Source organism: Kitasatospora sp. NPDC001309 (assembly GCF_042896295.1).
Taxonomy (GTDB): Bacteria; Actinomycetota; Actinomycetes; order Streptomycetales; family Streptomycetaceae; genus Kitasatospora.
Genome location: NZ_JBIAXC010000066.1, coordinates 29,333 through 46,682, shown reverse-complemented (window position 1 = coordinate 46,682; position 17,350 = coordinate 29,333). Strand labels below are relative to the sequence as shown.

General features: G+C 68.4%; 12 protein-coding genes. 3 read left to right on the top strand and 9 right to left on the bottom strand.

Annotation, left to right across the window (positions count from 1 at the left end; genetic code table 11):
* Nucleotides 1–238 precede the first annotated feature (238 nt).
* Together ACFY2K_RS39895 and ACFY2K_RS39890 are read left to right on the top strand one after the other, a co-directional pair.
* Nucleotides 239–1,159 (top strand): zinc-binding dehydrogenase, encoded by a 921-nt coding sequence (locus ACFY2K_RS39895; RefSeq protein WP_387717545.1) that lies wholly within the window; start codon nucleotides 239–241, stop codon nucleotides 1,157–1,159.
* A gap of 23 nt (nucleotides 1,160–1,182) precedes the next feature.
* The gene (locus ACFY2K_RS39890; RefSeq protein WP_387717543.1) at nucleotides 1,183–2,229 is read left to right on the top strand and encodes an alpha/beta hydrolase family protein; all 1,047 of its coding nucleotides are present in this window, start codon (nucleotides 1,183–1,185) and stop codon (nucleotides 2,227–2,229) included.
* Between the two features lie 244 nt (nucleotides 2,230–2,473).
* Here the strand turns inward: ACFY2K_RS39890 and ACFY2K_RS39885 are convergent, their stop codons facing one another.
* The 5 genes from ACFY2K_RS39885 to ACFY2K_RS39865 form a co-directional block, all read right to left on the bottom strand.
* Nucleotides 2,474–3,919, bottom strand: a complete 1,446-nt coding sequence (locus ACFY2K_RS39885) for a hypothetical protein (RefSeq protein WP_387717541.1) — start codon at nucleotides 3,917–3,919, stop codon at nucleotides 2,474–2,476.
* Between the two features lie 270 nt (nucleotides 3,920–4,189).
* Entirely contained in the window at nucleotides 4,190–7,267 is a 3,078-nt protein-coding gene (locus tag ACFY2K_RS39880; RefSeq protein WP_387717539.1) for a type I restriction endonuclease subunit R, read from the bottom strand.
* Nucleotides 7,268–7,283: 16 nt separating this feature from the next.
* Nucleotides 7,284–8,432, bottom strand: a complete 1,149-nt coding sequence (locus ACFY2K_RS39875; protein WP_387717537.1) for a restriction endonuclease subunit S — start codon at nucleotides 8,430–8,432, stop codon at nucleotides 7,284–7,286.
* 31 nt (nucleotides 8,433–8,463) lie between these two features.
* Entirely contained in the window at nucleotides 8,464–10,029 is a 1,566-nt protein-coding gene (locus ACFY2K_RS39870; protein WP_387717535.1) for an N-6 DNA methylase, read from the bottom strand.
* A gap of 190 nt (nucleotides 10,030–10,219) precedes the next feature.
* Nucleotides 10,220–11,086: a class I SAM-dependent methyltransferase gene (locus ACFY2K_RS39865; RefSeq protein WP_387717533.1), complete on the bottom strand. Its 867-nt coding sequence runs from the start codon at nucleotides 11,084–11,086 to the stop codon at nucleotides 10,220–10,222.
* 105 nt (nucleotides 11,087–11,191) lie between these two features.
* Here ACFY2K_RS39865 and ACFY2K_RS39860 point away from each other — a divergent pair, with 105 nt between their 5' ends.
* Nucleotides 11,192–12,970, top strand: a complete 1,779-nt coding sequence (locus tag ACFY2K_RS39860; RefSeq protein WP_387717531.1) for a proline--tRNA ligase — start codon at nucleotides 11,192–11,194, stop codon at nucleotides 12,968–12,970.
* A gap of 60 nt (nucleotides 12,971–13,030) precedes the next feature.
* Here the strand turns inward: ACFY2K_RS39860 and tyrS are convergent, their stop codons facing one another.
* The 4 genes from tyrS to ACFY2K_RS39840 all read right to left on the bottom strand — a co-directional run bounded on the left by tyrS (nucleotide 13,031) and on the right by ACFY2K_RS39840 (nucleotide 17,348).
* The gene (gene tyrS / locus ACFY2K_RS39855; protein WP_387717529.1) at nucleotides 13,031–14,437 is read right to left on the bottom strand and encodes a tyrosine--tRNA ligase; all 1,407 of its coding nucleotides are present in this window, start codon (nucleotides 14,435–14,437) and stop codon (nucleotides 13,031–13,033) included.
* 96 nt (nucleotides 14,438–14,533) lie between these two features.
* Nucleotides 14,534–15,487 carry a glycosyltransferase family 2 protein gene (locus ACFY2K_RS39850; protein WP_387717527.1) on the bottom strand — a complete coding sequence of 318 codons (954 nt, stop codon included), beginning with the start codon at nucleotides 15,485–15,487 and terminating at the stop codon, nucleotides 14,534–14,536.
* The gene (locus ACFY2K_RS39845; RefSeq protein ID WP_387717525.1) at nucleotides 15,484–16,614 is read right to left on the bottom strand and encodes a hypothetical protein; all 1,131 of its coding nucleotides are present in this window, start codon (nucleotides 16,612–16,614) and stop codon (nucleotides 15,484–15,486) included. Before ACFY2K_RS39845 ends, ACFY2K_RS39850 begins: the two co-directional genes overlap by 4 nt.
* On the bottom strand, nucleotides 16,611–17,348 hold the full coding sequence (locus tag ACFY2K_RS39840; protein ID WP_387717523.1) for a methyltransferase domain-containing protein: 738 nt from the start codon (nucleotides 17,346–17,348) through the stop codon (nucleotides 16,611–16,613). The genes ACFY2K_RS39845 and ACFY2K_RS39840 overlap by 4 nt, the downstream gene beginning before the upstream one ends.
* Nucleotides 17,349–17,350 lie beyond the last annotated feature (2 nt).

Here is a 17,350-nt window from a genome sequence, read left to right as displayed (position 1 = left end):
GCTCTCCGCACCCACCCCCTCCACCGCCCCCTCCCGCAGCGCGTCCCTCTCGCCTGGGTCGGGTGGGGAGGTGGGGGTGGGTGCTGTGGGTGGGTGGGTGGTGGGGAGGGGTTGCTGTCGGTGGGGTGGTGCGGGTGGGGGGACAACTGGGGGTTGTGGGTGGGGGTGGGGGGTTGTTGGACCGGGTGGGGGTGGGCGGGGTGGGGTGGGGGTCTGCCGAGTTGATGGGAGTGCGGGGATGAAGGCGCTGGTGGCGACGGGTGAGGTGGGGGAGCCGGTGCGGTTCGCGGAGGTGGCGCAGCCGCAGCCGGGGCCGGGGGAGGTGCTGGTGAAGGTGGAGGCGTTCTCGGTGAACCGGGGGGAGACCTTCCAGCTGGAGGCGCCGCAGCCGGGGTGGCGGCCGGGGAAGGACGTCGCGGGGCTGGTGGTGCAGGCTGCTGCCGACGGGGCGGGGCCCGCGGTGTGCCGGCGGGTGGTCGCCCATCCTCCGGCGGGTGGGTGGGCCGAGTACGTGTGCGTGCCGGTCGGGTCGGTGGCCGAGTTGCCGGACGGTCTGGACGCGGTGCGGGCGGCGGCGCTGCCGTTGGCGGGGCTGACCGCGCTGCGGTTGCTGCGGGCGGTGGGGGCGGTGGCCGGGCGGCGGGTGCTGATGACCGGGGCTTCCGGTGGGGTCGGGCACTACTTCACCGAGTTGGCCGCCGCGGCCGGGGCCGAGCTGACCGTGGTCACCGCCTCGCCGGAGCGCGGTCGTCGGCTGGTCGAGCTGGGGGCGGCCGAGGTGGTGCACGACCTCGGGGAGGCGCGCGGGCCGTACGACGTGGTGCTGGAGTCGACGGGGGGTGCGAACCTGCCGGTGGCGCTGGCCCGGTTGGCGCGGCGGGGCACCCTGGTCTGGTTCGGGCAGGCCTCGCGGACGCCGGTGACGCTGGACTTCTTCGACTTCTTCAAGGGCCCCGAGTCGGCCACCCTGCGGCACTTCCACTACGCCGACTCCGACGTCCCGTACGGCACGGACCTGGCCACCCTGGTGCGCCTGGCGGCGGCCGGCCGGCTGACCCCGGAGATCGGCCGGACCGCCCCCTGGGCCGACACCGCGGCCACCCTCACCGACCTGCGCGACCGCCGGATCCGCGGCAAGGCCGTCCTGACCCTCGTCTGAACCCTGAACGGAGACAACCCATCGTGTCCTTCTTCGACACCCCCGGTCTGCTGCCCGCGTACGTGGCGGACGCCCGCCCGCGCGCCCACGGGGCCGGTCTCGACCTGTACGAGTACGACCGGGTGACCGCCGGACTGGCCTCGCTGGAGGAGTGGCCGGACGCGTTCGGCGGCACCGGCCGCCGGTACGCCGCCGAGGCCGAGCGGGCCGCGGCCGAGGGGCGGACGGTGACCGCCGGCACCGCCTACCGCCGCGCCGCCCGCTGGTTCCACGCCGCCGGGCTGATGCCGCACCCCGACCGGGCCGCCGCCGCGCGGCTCGCCGACGAGGCCGACGAGGCGATGCGGCGGTCGTTGGCGCTGCTGGAGCCGGACGCCCGGCGGGTCGAGGGCGAGGGCTTCGCGGGCTGGCTGCGCCGGCCGGCGGCGGTGCGGGGCGGGGCCCCGGTGGTGCTGGTGGTGCCGGGCATGGACTCCTCGAAGGAGGAGTTCCACACGCTGGCCGGGGCCCTGCTGGAGCGGGGGGTCGCCGTGCTGGCGATGGACGGGCCGGGGCAGGGCGTGCTGGCGGCCACCAGTGCGCCGGAGCCGGACTACCACCGGGTGGTGGCCCGGGCCCTGGACGCGCTGGCGGACCACGACGGCCTGGACCTCGACCGTACGGCGGTGATCGGCCTCAGCCTGGGCGGCTACTACGCGGCGCGGGCCGCCGCCCACGAGCCCCGGCTGCGCGCGGCCGCGACGGTCAGCGGACCGTACCGGCTGGACTGGGCGGAGCTGCCCCCGTTCGTCACCGACACGCTGGTCCAGCGCTGCGGGAGCCTGGAGGCGGCCCGCGCCTTCGCCGACCGGCTGGACCTGACCGCGCTCGCCCCGACGATCACCCTCCCGCTGCTGGTGGTCGAGGGCGGCGAGGACCGCATCCCGGGCGTCACCAACGCCACCGTCCTCGCCGAGCACGCCCCGAACGCCGAACTGCTGCTCGTCCCGCACGGCAACCACCTGCTCGGCACCGCCCTGCCCGACTGGCTCCAGGCCACCGCCGACTGGCTCGCCACCCAGCTGGCCTGACAACCCGCCGACCGGGCGGGCGAGTTCGGGAAACGCGAGAGGCCCCGGAGAGCGAACTCTCCGGGGCCTCCACTGGCTGTGGCCAGGGCCGGGGTCGAACCGGCGACCTTCCGCTTTTCAGGCCAACCCGGGGCGTCGAGATGCCCCAGTTTGGTTGATTCTGCCGTCCGTGGAGGGCTGCCGTCGGACGCCATCGTTTGGGCCGGTTGGCGTCAGCGTTGGCGTCAACCGGCGCGTGGACGGATCAGTGGTTCGGGAACGGCCAAGGGTAGGCGTGGGTGTTCTGTGAGCCGAGGTAGGGCGCCAGGTTCTGTCGGCTGGGTGGTGGATCGGGCGGCAGGGCCACGCCAGCGATCACAGGGTCGATGCAGTCGGCGTGCGCTTCCGCCCAGCGGAGCCACTCGATGGTCGCGTCGACGGGGGTGCCGGTAGCGCTCTCGCGTACCGCGGTGCAGAGGGCGCGGATCTCGTTGGCCGTCCGCCGGGTTTCCAGCTGCTGTTCGAGCGCCTTGATCCTGTGGTCGCGGATCAGCCTCTTGTGAGCTTCGTCAAGGGCTTCGAGCCAGCGCTGTTTGCGTAGCTTCTCTGCCTGCTCCGCCCGGACGCGTTCTTCTTCGGCCCGTTCAGCCCGCTCCTCGATGGCTACGAGGAGATGGCCCAGGCGGGATTCGAGGGTCCAGCGCGTCCCGTCTGAGCAGTCGTACTGGCGGTATCCGTAGGTCTGGTCATGACCAGGAGCGTCGATCATGAGCCGTCCGTCGGGCACGTGGTCGTACTTCGGGATGCGCTTGCGCATCCACGCCGGCTCGCGCTCGGCGTCGCGCAGCTCTCTGGCCGTCGGCTCATGCGGTTGCTTGGTGGTGCGTTCGCAGATCTCCAGCGGGAACGCATGCCCCTTCACAGTGATCACGACCGCGCTCCTTGGCTCGTCCCGTCGCCGGAATGCCTCTATCGGGCGGGCCTCCACTGTGTAGCCCCGCTGCTCGGCCTCGCTGAGGAGGCCCTGCATGATCCGCAAGGCCCGGTCGACGAGCGGCCTGGAGACATGGATCGGTACGACCCCCTGCTGTCCACGAGTGTCGGCCGTCCCCGTTTGGCGTCGCCCGAGAGCTTTGCGCGTAGCGGTGATCAGGGGGTGTGCACGTGCGAGATCGGCAGGTACCTCGACGACTGGCACCGGCGGGGGCGGTGGAGGCTCCTTCGCGGGGTCGACGAGCCGCAGCTTGAGATCCCCCTTCTCACGACCGGTGAGCCTCAACTTCTGCCCTGGTGGCAGGAGGTCGTTGTTGACCGCGTGGTAGAACGCCCTGGTCCACCGACCCCGGGTCATGACGCCTGGGTCCGGAACGGTGATCTTTCCGCCGGCGACTTCGAGTCGGTGAATCAGCTCGGGCCCGTCGGCCGGGGCATCCTTTGCCGTTTCCGGGTCACGGGCCTTGCGCTGGGCCTCGCGTTCGACCTCCTCCGGGTGCCGTCCGTGCTTCAGGTAGTACTTGCCCTGCTCGGTGACGGCTGCGGTCTGGACTTGGTAGCCCTGCTTCGTGATGGAGAACTTCCGCTTGACGAGCTTCCGCTGTTCGAGGGCCCACAAGGTGTTCGACTTGCGCGACTCGATCTCGGCACCGGGGTTGGCGGCGACCCAGCGCAGCAGTTCGGCCTGGATCTCGGTTGGAGCCAGTGAGGACTTCACGTGCCGCACCATACGGGGGAGCTGGCGGTGGCGGACGACTTCCGACAAGCCCGCGGAGCGAGCCAGGGCCGGACGGTACCGGGGCGGTGCCGGAGGGATGCCTGTGACTTCATCGTGGTTGGGGCCGGCGCGGCTCGGGGGCTGCCGGGTCGGGTCGAGCTCCAGGTTCGAGCGCGAGTCGGCAGAGGGCCTTGCCGAAGCATGGATAGCACGGCTTGAACAGCGCGCGGAGGCTGGCAACCGTTACAGGTTGCCGGCCCCGCGCATTCGTCAATCGACGAGGTAGTGGGCCTCGATGTAGGCGACGGTGGAGTCGTACGGCTCCCCCACCGGCTTCAGCGTGTACCGCCGGAAGACGGCGGCGGTGGCACGGCGGGCGCCCCGGTTGCGTGCGTCGGCGTTGTCCCACGAACGGGCGAGGGTTTGGGTGACCACCTGGTCGATCTCCTCGGCCAGGTTCCTCTCCGTGATCGTGACACCGGGCGGTGCGTGGTCGTGGATGATCCGGGACAGCACACCCACGCGGTCGTCGTCCAGCACGATGACGGCTTCGTTGGGATGCTTCTCCGCGTCTACGACAGCGCGGGCGACCCGGAGCGCTTCGGCCAGGAAGTCCAGGGCGTCCTGGGCGTTTTGGATGATCCGGTCCCGCAGCTGCCTTATCCGCTCGGCAAGGGCGGTGTACTTCGCCGAGTCCGGTTCGACGCCCTTGTCGAGGGCTTCCTTGATTCGGTCCAGGATCTCCGCCGCGGACGGCGGCTTCTCGGCCTCACCATCGTCGTTCCCAGGCTTGGGGCGGACGAGGGCGAGCAGTTCCTTGAGGATGGCGATGCCCTGGGAGTCCAGGACGAGAGCCTCCTCCTGGGAACGGACCACGGAGAAGGAGTGGACGTGGGCGTTGATGATCTCCAGGACCATCGGCCCCAGCTCGGCCAGTCGCTCCTTCCGCTCGTCGTCGGAAGACTTCTTGAACAACGTCGTGTACACGGACCCGAATAGGCCGAAGCCGTCCCGGTACTTGGCAACCCGCTTGTCAGCGATGATGAGCGGGTATAGGCGGGCCAGAAGCCGGTAGTCCTTGGCGAACACCTCAGCGACATCGGGCCTGGCGTCCAGGTAGTTGTTGGCGGCCCGCACGGACGCGTATCCGTGCTCAGTGAGGTCCAGACCGTCCACGTGTGCGAGGAGGTCTTCGATCCGGGCAAAGACCTTACGGAACTCCTTGACCAGGTCAGACAGGTCGGTGACGAACCCGCCGCCCTTGACTGTGCCCTTGGCGGTGGGGTCGGCGACGGCCCGCTGGACCTCCTCGGCCAGGCTGATGTAGTCCACGATCACGCCGCGGGTCTTCACGAACCCGGTCGGGGAGACCCAGGTGCGGTTCGGGCGGGTGATCGTCTGGAACAGGCTGTGTGCCTTCAGTGGCTTGTCCAGGTAGAGGACACCCTCGTTGGGGGCGTCGAACCCGGTCATCAGCTTTGCGGTCACCACCAGGAAGCACAGCGGGTCGTCCGGGGCGAGGAACTTCCGTTTCTGTTCTTCCTCCTGAGCCTCTGAGAGCTGGAACGGCCGCATGGCGGGGTCTTCGTCCTTGGAGTCAGAGACGGAGATGTTCACTTCCGCGGTGATCCGGGTGTGCCTCCCGACCTTGGCGAGCACTTGCGACGCCTCGTAGCCGGCGAGCAGCTCGTTGATCTTGTCCGTGTAGGCCACGGCCAGCTCGCGGTTGTAGGTGACGACCTGGGCCTTGAGGCCGTTGCGGTAGGCGCTGGCCAGGTAGTGGTCCACGATGTGCTGACAGACCGTGTGGACTCGCTCGGGGTTGGCGAAGACCGAGGTGAGGCGCCCGAATTTGCGAGACAGGGCTTCGCGGTCGGGGTCGTCGAGGTCGAAGGTGTCCGCAAATTCGTCGAACTCGGCCTGCAGTGCCTGGTCGTTCATCTCGAAGGAGACCGGGTACGGGTCCAGCATGACCGGGACGGTCGCCTCGTCCAGCAGGGAGCGGGACACCGAGTATCGGTGCAGCACCCTGTCCGGGTCGGTCTCTTCGCCGAAGAGGGCGAAGGTGTCGGTGGCGAGGTTCCTGACGGGGGTGCCGGTCATGCCGAAGAACTTGGCGTTCGGCAGAGCTGCACGCATCTGCCAGGCCAGGGACTTCTCCTTGGTGGACTGGGTGCGGTGTGCCTCGTCGACCAGCACGATGATGTTGTCCCGGGTGGACAGGTCCTTGCCGGCGTCGGCGAATTTGTGGACGGTCGTGGAGATAACACCGCGCACGTCGTTGGCCAGTAGGGCGCGCAACGCTTGGCCTGTGGCGGGCCGGTGGAAGTAGGAGTCGCCCATAGCGGAGGTATAGGCCCTGGAGGTCTGTCGAACGAGCTGGGTCCGGTCCGAGAGCAGGATGATCGTGGGCGACTCAGCGCGGGAGTCGGCCAGTAGCAGCGAGGCGGCGAACACCATGAGTAGCGTCTTGCCTGAACCCTGGTGATGCCAGATCAGGCCCTTCGAGCCGCCAGCCAGGACCCGCTCGTGGATCAGGTGCGCGGCCTCCATCTGCGGGTAGCGGGGCAGGAACTTCTTGTCCGCCCCGCCCCCGGAGGTGGCGAAGAGGACGAAGTTGGCGAGCATGTCCAGGATGGTGGCCGGCTTCATCAGCAGTTCGACGGACCGCTGCACGTCGGCTTGCCCAGACAGGTTCTCGTCGTCGGAGGTGGACCGGAACGGCTGCCACAGGTTTGTGGGTGCGCCGGCGGCCCCGAACCGCAGCTTCAGCCCATCGGAGGCCACGGAGAAGACGTTGGGGGTGAAGAACCACGGGTACTCGGTGGCGTACACGTCGTTGATCTCGTGTGCGGCGTCGATCCAGCCGGACTTCGCAGTGGGGGATTTCACCTCGACCACGACCAGGGGCAGGCCGTTGACCCAGTACACGAGGTCGAACCGGCGGGAGGTCTTGCCGGGCACGGTGATGGTCACTTCGTCCGACACGATCAACGTGTTGGCGGCCGGGTTCTTGAAGTCGATGACCTTCAGGGCGTGCCACACGCCGTCGGTGTCCCTGAACTCCTTGCGCCCGCGCAGCAGGTGCAGCACCTGCTCGTTGGCCCGGACCAGTCCGCCGTCTACAGCATTGACTGTGGCGATGATTTCCTCGACGACCGTGTCCACGTCGAACCCGTCGATCACCTCGGGGTTGAGCCGGACAATGGCGTCTCGTATCTGTTCGACGATCACCGTCTGGGTCGTCTCACGCGGCAGTAACCTGCCTGCCGTAAAGCCCCAGCCCAACGGGAGGGACCACTGGATCATCAGATTCTGGAACTCGCGCTCCCGTACGCCTTTCGCCACGACTTAGCCCCCCAGCTCAGTAGCACTCGATGTCGATGGTGCGGTCCAACAGTCCGGATACCAGGCTTGTGCGGAGTGTGCGGAGACTGGCTACCTGTTCCCGGAGGGAGTCGATCGTCTCTACCACGGCCCCGAGTCGCCCTGCCCAGCCCTGTTGGACGGACAACGGGACATCCGGGACCGGAAACCTGCTGAGGGTCGCACGGTTGATAGAGGCGATCCCTGTCGTCTGCGTGCCGAAGGTCTCGAACCACTCCCGACCAAAAGTGTTACCCCAGGCCGACACGAAGTATGGATCGAAACGCTGATCGGTGACCCGGACGCGGAAGACATGGTTCTGGTGGATGCAGTTGGGAATCTGATCCTCCCAAACATGCCCCCGGCCGAGTTTATCTTTGTCCCCGCCCTCGTTCATCAGAACGTCCCCGGGCCTCAGTCGAAGCTTTTCCGCCTTGGCTCGGGTGGTCTGGATAGTCGCCACTTCGGACAGATTTAGATGGTGCCGGTGAACGTTCGCCACGCGCAGGTATGGCACCTCGACCAGATCCGCCTGCTCAAGGTCCTTCTTGTTCTTCGTGAGACCTCCTGAGATGTCAGAGAAAGACGCCAGCGGGACCGTTTCCTCGCCTGCGACCGCTGCCATCATCTCCCTGCCCAGCGCCCACCAAAGCTTATCGAGGGCGTCCGCTTCGGTATCGAGTGCGGAGACTTGGTCGTCAACTGCATCGAGTATCTCGACGATACTCGCTTGCACTTCTCGGGGCGGGATCGGGAATTCAATCTGCAGGAGCTGATCTGGGTTGAGGCGCTTGCGCCGTTGTACTGTCCCGCTCACTCGGTTCTTCATTTCCGCCCACAGGCGCGGTGAGCGGCAGACGTGCCTCATCCAGTCAGGCAACAGTTCTGGGCCAAGCGTGAACGTTGGGAATTCGTTGCTGACGACGAATCCGTCGAAATCAGCAGGAACTACGGCGATCGGTCCTTCCCATGCGGTCAGCTTTCGCATGACGACCTGGTCGGCGCGCAGCACATTCATGGCCGCGTATTCTGTGTCTCCGCCGTCGATTTCACCTTTGGAGATTAGCCCCTGTCCGGCGTTCATGACTCCGGCTAGGCGGTAAATGTTTGCGGGAATCATTGGCGTACGCTGGATGTCGAGGTGCATGAGCGATCCGAGCGGGCGGAGCGGGTAGCCGTCACGCATCGAAGCCCTCGATCCCGGCCTTCGCCAGCACTGCGAGCATGTGCTTCTCGGCTCGCTGGCGCTCTGTCCTGGCGAGGTTGTACGCCTTGATGAGGATGTCGAGGTCTTCGTGCTCAGCAGCGGCCTGCTTGATGTAACGACCCATATTGAGGTCGTACTCGTTCGCTGCGATCTCGGCAGTGGGGACGAATCGTACCGCGAGCCCGTCGATGTCCACCGGAATGTTGTCCGCGTCGATTTTCGAGCGGTAGGCGGCCATGACGTCGGCGATGTCGGTGGCAGTGAGGATATTTCGGTTCTTGGCCTTAGCGAACCGCCTAGAGGCATCGATGAACAGCACGCCGTTCTGGCGCTCTTTGATCTTAGTTTCGCGAGCGCGGAACACGAGGATGCAAGTCGGAATGTCAGTCGAGTAGAAGAGGTTCGCTGGCAGGCCGATCACGGCTTCCAGGAGGTCATCGTCCAGGACGCGCTTGCGGATGGCTGCTTCCTGCCCTCCCCGGAACAAGACGCCGTGGGGAAGGACGACGCCGGCGCGCCCCTTCTCCGGATCCATGCTGGCGATCATGTGCTGAACGAACGCCCAGTCTGCCAACGACCGCGGCGCGACCCCGCCGATGGCGCGCGGGTCGTTGCTCCAGGGCCTCCAGCTCTGGCCGTACGGCGGGTTGGCGACGACTACGTCGAACTGCCTGACGGACCCGTCCGGCTTCTTGAAGCGCGGATCCTTCAGGGTGTCGCCGACCTCGATCTTGAACTGGGTGAGGTTGTGCATGAAGAGGTTCATGCGCGCCACACCGGCGGTCTCCCCCACGGCTTCCTGCCCGTACAGGCTCAGGGTGTAGCCGCGCTTGCCGCGGGCCTTCAGAAGGCCCGCGGAGGCGATGAGCAGGCCGCCTGATCCACATGTCGGGTCATACACCGACTCGTAGTTCTGGGGGTTCAGGATCTCGATGATCAGCTCGACGACCTCGCGCGGTGTGAAGAACTGGCCGGCGCGGGTGCCGGACCCGTCGGAGAACCGCTTCAGCAGATACTCGTACGCCCCGCCGAGCACGTCGTAGGACATGTTGCCCTCGTGCATCTTCGGGACGCGGTCCATCGCCTGCATGACCGCTGCCAGCACGTCCCCCGGTAGTACCTCTTCTGAGGTCCAGGGCATGTTCCCGAACAGACGTGAGAACTTGTCGGGGTTGGCTGTCTCGATGGCCCGCAGGGCGCTGCGGACCCGCTGGCCGAGGCCAGGCTGGGTGATGGTGGCGAGCTGGGCCGACCAGGAGGCGCGACGCTCCTGGTCCGTGCCGCGGAGGAGCAACGGGATCTCGAACGACTGGTAGTCGCGGTACTCGATCTGGTGAGCTTCCTCAGCAGTGAGACTGTCCCAGCCCTCGTTTTCAGCCAGGAACTTCTGGTGCTCGTGATCCCAGGTGTCCGACAGGTACTTCCAGAACATCAGCGGGAAGATCACCGAGGAGTACTGCGCTTCCGGCATCGCCACGCGCAGCTCGTCGGCGGCGGCCCACAATCGGTTCTCGATCTCCTGCTGGGTCACTGCCATCAGTCGGGGGTGTCCTTGCTCGTCAAAGGCCGGCGGCCCGAAGGTCGTGGTGTTCCTGCTTGTCGCCCAGCCTCAGGCACGGACGCGTGCGCATCGAGCGTTCCTGATGGCTTAACCAACACGGAGCGTGGTGTTCCCTGTGCGGGGCGACCAACCAACGATAGCCCCCTGCCAGGACAACGTAGGCAGCTCAGGTTGAGCTACGCCGGCGGGCTGCAAAGAGGATGTGGGTTCCACCCTCACGTGCACCGAGACTGCCGCAAGCGGAGGTCTCGTAAGCGAGGAAGCGCTCCCAGAGAGGCGCGGATCGTTCGATCTCGGCGAGCACGCTCGGCTCCTCGAGGCTGGCCCAGTTGCTGGCCGAGCCCGCGAGGACTTCACCGCCACAGCTGGTGACCAGATCGATGATCTGCTCCCACGTGAACATCCGGCAGACGTGGGTCGCGTCGGGGATGTGGCGTAGGTCGCCGGTGCGGATCACGGCGTCGGCGACATCGATGCCGTGGCGGATCGCGACCTGGGTGGCGCCGGGGAGGCGCGCCCGCCAGCTGCCCCAGAGGGACATCACCGAGGCGACCACGACGCCTTCGGGCTTCAGGATCCGGAGGAGGCCGGCGAGTGCCTGATGCTCTTGGTCGAAGGCATAGGAGAGGGGCCCGCCGTAGGCGAGGACGAGGTCGAACGCGTCGCCGGGGAATCGGGTGGTGTCGCGGATGTCCAGGGTGTGGCGGGCTTCGACTGCGCGTTCGGCCCCCGCAGCGGACACGTTGGCTTCGTTGAGGCGGAGCTGGACGGGCGAGATGTCGGTGACCACCACGCAGGCGCCGTGTTCGGCGAGCACGGTGGTGAACCGGCCGGGGCCGGCTCCGATCTCGAGCACGCGCTGCCCTTCGCTCAGGTAGGGGCGCAGGAAGCGTCGGTGGATCTCGAAGGAGACTCTGCCGGCGACGTCCTTGGTGAGCCGGTCCTCTTCGCCCTCAGCGAGGGCGTCGTAATAGCGGCGGATGGCCTCGACGGACCGGTCGCTGCTGGGCAGGTCGGCTGTGTTGCTGGCCATCTGCCTCCGTTCGGGCTGTCGCGTGTCGAGGTGCGTTCGTGACTGCCCTCCCACCTGGGCTTCTCAAAATGGGGTGATTCGGGCAGGGCTCCGCCACTAGGATCCGTGGCCCGTCGTGATGTCGGCGCGAGCGCCGCCGCGACACTCCGCAGCTTCACCGAGAGGACGGTCTCCGGTCCTATGCGCTGGTCCCAGCTGTACGTGCCCACTCTCCGAGAGGACCCGGCGGACGCCGATGCGGTGAGCCACCGCCTGCTGGTGAGAGGAGGGTTTGTCCGGCAGCTGATGGCCGGGCACTACTCCCTGCTGCCGCTGGCCGTGCGCGTTCGCGCCAAGATTGTGGACATCATCCGCGAGGAGCTGAACGCGATCGGCGCGCAGGAGTTCGTCCTGCCGGCCATGCACCCGGCGGAGGTCTGGCAGCGGACCGGTCGCTGGGAGGTGATGGGCGAGGAGATGTTCCGGCTCAAGGACCGCAAGGGCGCGGACATCGCTCTCGGCATGACGCACGAGGAGATCTTCACCGTCCTGGCCCAGGAGCTGCGCTCCTACCGGGACCTACCGCAGATCTGGTACCAGTTCCAGACCAAGTTCCGCGACGAGGCCCGCCCCAAGAGCGGCCTGCTGCGGGTGCGCGAGTTCACCATGAAGGACTCGTACAGCTTCGACGCGGCCGACGAGGGCCTGGACCGCTCGTTCGACCTGCACCGGGGCGCGTACGAGCGGATCTTCGAGCGGCTCGGCCTGCCGGCCATCGCGGTGCAGGCGTCCAGCGGGAGCATGGGCGGCAGTGCGTCGGTGGAGTTCATGAGCCCCTCCGACGCCGGCGAGGACCTGGTAGTCCGCTGCCTCGGCTGCGGCTACGCCGCCAACACCGAGAAGGCCACCTCCGCCCTGGCTGCCGTGGCGGACGGCCCCGGCTTGGACGTGCCCGAGCCGTTCGACACCCCCGACGCCCGCACGATCGACGAGCTGGCGCGCCTGCACGGCGTCCCGGCCGAACGGCAGATCAAGACGCTGGTGTACGTAGTCGACGACCAGCTGACCCTGGTCCTGCTGCGCGGCGACCACAGCCTGGTCGAGCAGAAGCTCATCGACACCCTGGCCGCCACCGCCGTGCGGCCGGCGACCGCCGAGGAGATCCAGGCCGCGCTCGGCGCCTTGCCCGGCAGCCTCGGGGCGGTCGGCGTCACCGGACTGCCGATCCTCGCGGACGAGGCCCTGCGTGGGCGCACCGACATGACCACCGGCGCCAACACCGACGGCGTGCACCTGCGGGGGCTGTCGGTGGAGCGGGACATCGCGGTGCAGCGGTGGGCGGACCTACGCGAGGTCGTCTCCGGCGAGCCCTGCCTCGCCTGCGGCGAACCCCTCGACGTGGTGGTCACCATCGAGGTCGGGCACATCTTCAAGCTCGGCCGCAAGTACACCGAACTGCTGGGTGTCACCGTGCTCGGCCCGGACGGCGACCGGGTAGTCCCGACCATGGGCAGCTACGGCATCGGCGTCGAGCGGGCGATGGCGTCGATCGTAGAGACGCACCACGACGAGAAGGGCATCGTCTGGCCGGTCTCGGTGGCACCGTTCGAGGTCGCGGTGGTGGTCCTGGGAGTCACCGACACGACGGTGGCCGAGGCTGCCGAGGACCTGTACCGGCAGCTGCAGGCCGATCGGGTGGACGTGCTGCTGGACGACCGCAACGAGCGGCCCGGGGTGAAGTTCAGCGACGTCGAGCTGATCGGCATCCCGTACCGGCTCACGGTCGGCGCCCGCGGCCTCACCGAGGGGACCGTCGAGGTCACTACCCGGGCCACCGGCGAGACGCAGCTGGTGCCGGTGGACCAGGCGGCGGAGCATGTCCGAAAGCTGCTGACCGCCGCCTGAAGCTCGACTCGACAGTGTGTGGGTGGTGGGGCCGGTCAGGCCCCACCACCCACACACTGGTTAGGCGTCGATACGGGCGATCTTCCGGCCTGCCTTGAGGTAGAAGGTCGCCTCGCCGGCGAGTTCGGCTTCGCCGACGAGCGCGGACAGCGCCTGCTGGGTGCTGACCTCGTCGAGCTGGGTGGTGTGCTGCTCGCCGTCGACGCCCTCGGCGATCAGGCGAAGGCCGTTCTGAGCAGCGACTCGGCGGGCAGCCGAGTTGCTGGCAGCGAAGCCCAGGACCTGAGTCAGCAGGGTGACCAGCGGGGTCTCGGCGTGCTCCTGGAACGAGACGGCCGGGAGATTCTGCGCCTCGCCGAAGGTCCGCTTGGAGAAGCGGGCGGTGAACTCGGCGCGGGCGGCCTCGGCGGCCTTCAGGCCGTGCAGGGCTGCGGTGACCTCGCCGGCCAGGATGCGCTTGACGGCCATGGGGTGCGCGGTGCCGTCCGCTACCCGGCCAGTGACGGTCGTGATCTCCTCGTCGGTCCACTCGGTGAGCTGCTTGAGGTAGGGCTCGATGAGGTGGTCGGGGATGGACATCACGCGGCCGAAGATCTCGTCCGGTGAGGAGGAGAGTCCGACGTAGTTGCCCTTGGACTTGCTCATCTTGGCGCCGGTGCCGTCGGTGCCCTCGATCAGCGGGGTGGTGATGATGATCTCGGGGGTCTGGTCGCGGATCTCCATGACCTTGCGGCACATCTGGAGGTTCAGGAGCTGGTCCACGCCTCCGAGTTCGACGTCCGCAGTGATGGCCACGGAGTCGAGGGCCATCACGACGGAGTAGACGAACTCGGCGACTGACAGGCCGTCACCCGCAGCGAGGCGGTTGCGGAAGTCGTCGCGCTGGAGCGTCATCGAGACCGGGACATGGGCCAGGATCCCCACCAGCTCGGGCAGGCTGACCTTGTTCAGCCACTCGCCGTTGAAGCGAAGGTCTGCACGCGTGAAGTCGATGAACGGCGTGACCTGCTGCTGGTAGCCACTGAGGTTGTGGGCGATGTCCGCGTCGGTCAGCGGCGGTCGCTCCGAGGAGCGGCCGGACGGGTCACCGATCTTGGCCGTGACGTCGCCGATGATGAAGACGACGTGGTGCCCCATGCGCTGGAACCGAGACGCGATGATGATCGGCACCGAGTGGCCCAGGTGCACGTCCGGGGACGTCGGGTCGATCCCGTACTTGACCACGAGCGACCGCCCCTCAGCCTGGGCAGCGGTGATCTTCTCCGCGAGCCCGGATGCGGACGGGATGACGTTGATCGCACGGCCCTCGACCAGCGCGGCCTGCTCGGCCGGCGAGAGGTCGGACAGGTCCAGCGAGCGGCGGCGATAGGTCTCTTCCAAGAGCCGGGCGACCGTATAGTCCGCGGCCAGGTCCGATCCCTTGAGGATCTCCATGGCACGGACTACGGACTCGCTGAGACGGCTCATGGCGTCGTTACGCTCCTGGATCTGTTGGCTGGCGCGGCCAGCGGGCATGGGAGAAGCACGTGATTTTAGCACCGGCGTATCCGGAATCGCATTCATTTAGTTACCGTGCGCTTCGGTGGCGACATGGAGAACCGCCGAGGCCGGAGCGGTAGTTGAGGTCGGTGGCGGCGGGGCGAGCGGGCGATCATGGGCGACGCTCCGGAGACTGCGTAGCCACGCCGAGAGCGGTGCCCGGCCGCCGAGGGAGTGGCGAAGCATCGCAACGAGCGGGCGGAGAGTGCGGAGGCGCTGGCCCTGCTGAAGGTCGGCTTCCACGCGGTGCCCGGCGGCGCGGGCGCGGTAGCGGTGGGAGATGCGGCGCAGTGCGGCGGCGGTGGCCCAGGTGGGCGGGCTGGCCGTCAGGGCGATGAGGCGGTCGGCGAGGTCCACGCAGACGTCGGCGCGGTAGTGCTGGGAGGAGCCGTTGAGGGTCCGGTCGGTCATGCTCGCCGGGTGGAGCCGGTAGTTCACCAGCGGCTCGGTGAGGGTGTGCCCGTGGCCGGCGTCGCGCAGCGCGTGGAAGTGGATCTCGTTCGTCACGGGGAGGAGGCTGCGAGCGGCGTCGCGGCGGATGAGGAGGGTGCTGGTGTTGCCGCCGGGGTGGGGCTCGGGCAGCAGGGGGCGGCCGTCGACGCCGACGACGGTCTCCCAGTGGTCGATCAGGAGGCGGTCGGGGGTGATGGCGTCGGCGCAGGTGCGGAGTTTGGCGGGGTGGAACCAGTCGTCGGCGTCGAGTGGGGCGATCCAGTCGCCCTCGGCGAGGAACACGGCGTCGGTGAGGGTCTGGGCGAACCCTCGTTGGGGGCGGCGCACGATGCGGACGTGATCCTGGTGGCGGCGGCAGATCTCGGGGGTGTCGTCGGTGGAGCCGTCGTCGATGACCACGATCTCGTGGAGGGTGTAGTTGCCGGGCTCCTGCTCCAGGCAACTCGTGATGGCACGGTCGAGGTAGCGACCGTAGTTGTGGCAGAGAATCACGCAGGAGATCCGGGGCAGCGGGGCGTTCGTCATCGGTGACCGCCTTCGTAGAGCGCGAGGTGGGCGGTGAGGATGTCCTTATGCTCCTGGTCGCGGTAGTCGAGGAAGTCGTGGTCGAGGCGGCGCGGGGTGCCGGCCGTGCGGGCGGTCGCAGATTCCAGGGCGGTCAGGAAGCGTTCGCCGAAGAGGTTGGGGTGGCCGGTGGTCCAGTCGAACCATTCGGGTTCGGGGACGGCCTGGTCGTGCCGCTGGTGGAGGCGGTGTTGTTCGGGGAGATGGCCGACGCGGGCGCAGACCGGGGTGAGGCCGAGGTCGAAGGCGAGTTCCAGTTGGCCGGAGTGAGTGCCCCAGAGGTAGGGGAGCAGTAGCAGGTCGCTGGCGAGGGCGGCGTCGAGGACGTCCTGGTCGGTCGGGTACGGGCGCATCGTGATCCGGATGCGGGGGTCGTGGCGGGCGGTGTCCAGGATCACGGGGAGCGGGTTGGGGGTGGTCCGGGTGAAGTCGGCGGGGCTGGCGGCGCGCAGGAGGAGATGCAGGGTGTGGGCGGGGTCGCTGGTGGCGAGTGACCAGTTGACGACGGGTGAGATCTGGTCGCGGTTGGCGCGGGCGGCCCCGTAGAGGAGGGTGCGGACGCCGGTGCCGGGGAGGCGTTCGCGGTGGCGGAGGCTGTCGGGCGGTACGACGTAGCCGTGCGGGATGACCGTGGCGGGAGGCTCGGTGCCCAGCAGGGCGGCGAGGTCGGCGCGAGAGCCTTCGGTGAGGCAGATCCAGGGGACGTCGGCGGCGAGGAGCAGGCGCAGGCGCGTGATGAAGGCGTCGGCTCCGTCGCTGTCGCCGCCGAACATGGGGCGGGTGTCGTGGGCGGTGAAGACCACGCGGACGCCGGCGGTGGCGCAGGCGTCGAGGAGGCGCTCCAGGACGGCGGGGGTTTCGAGGTCGATGTGGTGGAGGTGGAGGACGTCGAGCCAGTCCAGCGGGGTGCGGTCGAGGATCCAGGAAGCGGTGACGTCGGCGGGGACGACGAGACCGGGGCGGATCTCGGTGGGCTCGGGGGCGGTGTTCAGGGCGCGGATGCCGGAGCCGTCGAGCTTGCGGGCGTAGGGGGTGCGAGCGGGCAGGTGGACGACCCGAAGGCCGGAGGTCGGGGAAGCGATGGTCATCGGCGGGCCTCGGGCAGGCCGACGGTGACGAGCTGGGTAGACAGACCGTGGGAGGCGTCGTCGCTTCGGGTGACGCCGGCGTAGTGGATCTCGAAGCCGCAGGCGCGCAGGAGGGCCTGGAACTCGTCGCTGGCCCATTCGCGAACGTGGCTGGGATTGCGGGGCGGCCCGGGGGCGTCGTAGCCGCTGCGGAACTCGCGGGCGGGGGTGGAGAACACGGCGACGGAGGCGCCGTCCGACAGGAGGTTCCGGGTGAGCGCAAGGAGCGGGAGCGGGTCGAGGAGGTGTTCGATGACGTCGGAGCAGACGACGACGGAGCGTCGCAGGAGATCGGGAGCGAGGGGGAGGTAATCGGTCTTCTCCAGGTCGGCGTCGATCCACTGGCCGAAGGCGTGGTTCTCGCGGCACCAGGTGAGGTTGTCGCCGAAGTCGACGCCGATGTACATCCAGTCGGGGCGCTCGGAGGCCAGGGCGGCGAGCTTGCCGGCGCGGCCACAGCCGAGGTCGATGAGGGTGTCGAGACCGGAGTGCTCGGCGAGGGTGGCGGCGTACGGATAGACGTCGGGCTGCCAGGTGACGTCGTCGTCGGTGGTGTCGGTGAAGTACTCCACGGTGGTCCGGTGGCGGTAGCCGGCCCGGATGCGGTGGGTGGCGGCGTCACCGAGGGGCTGACGGGAGAGGACGGGGTACGGCGCCGGGGCTGACGCAGGGGGCAGCGCGGGAGTCGTGGACACAG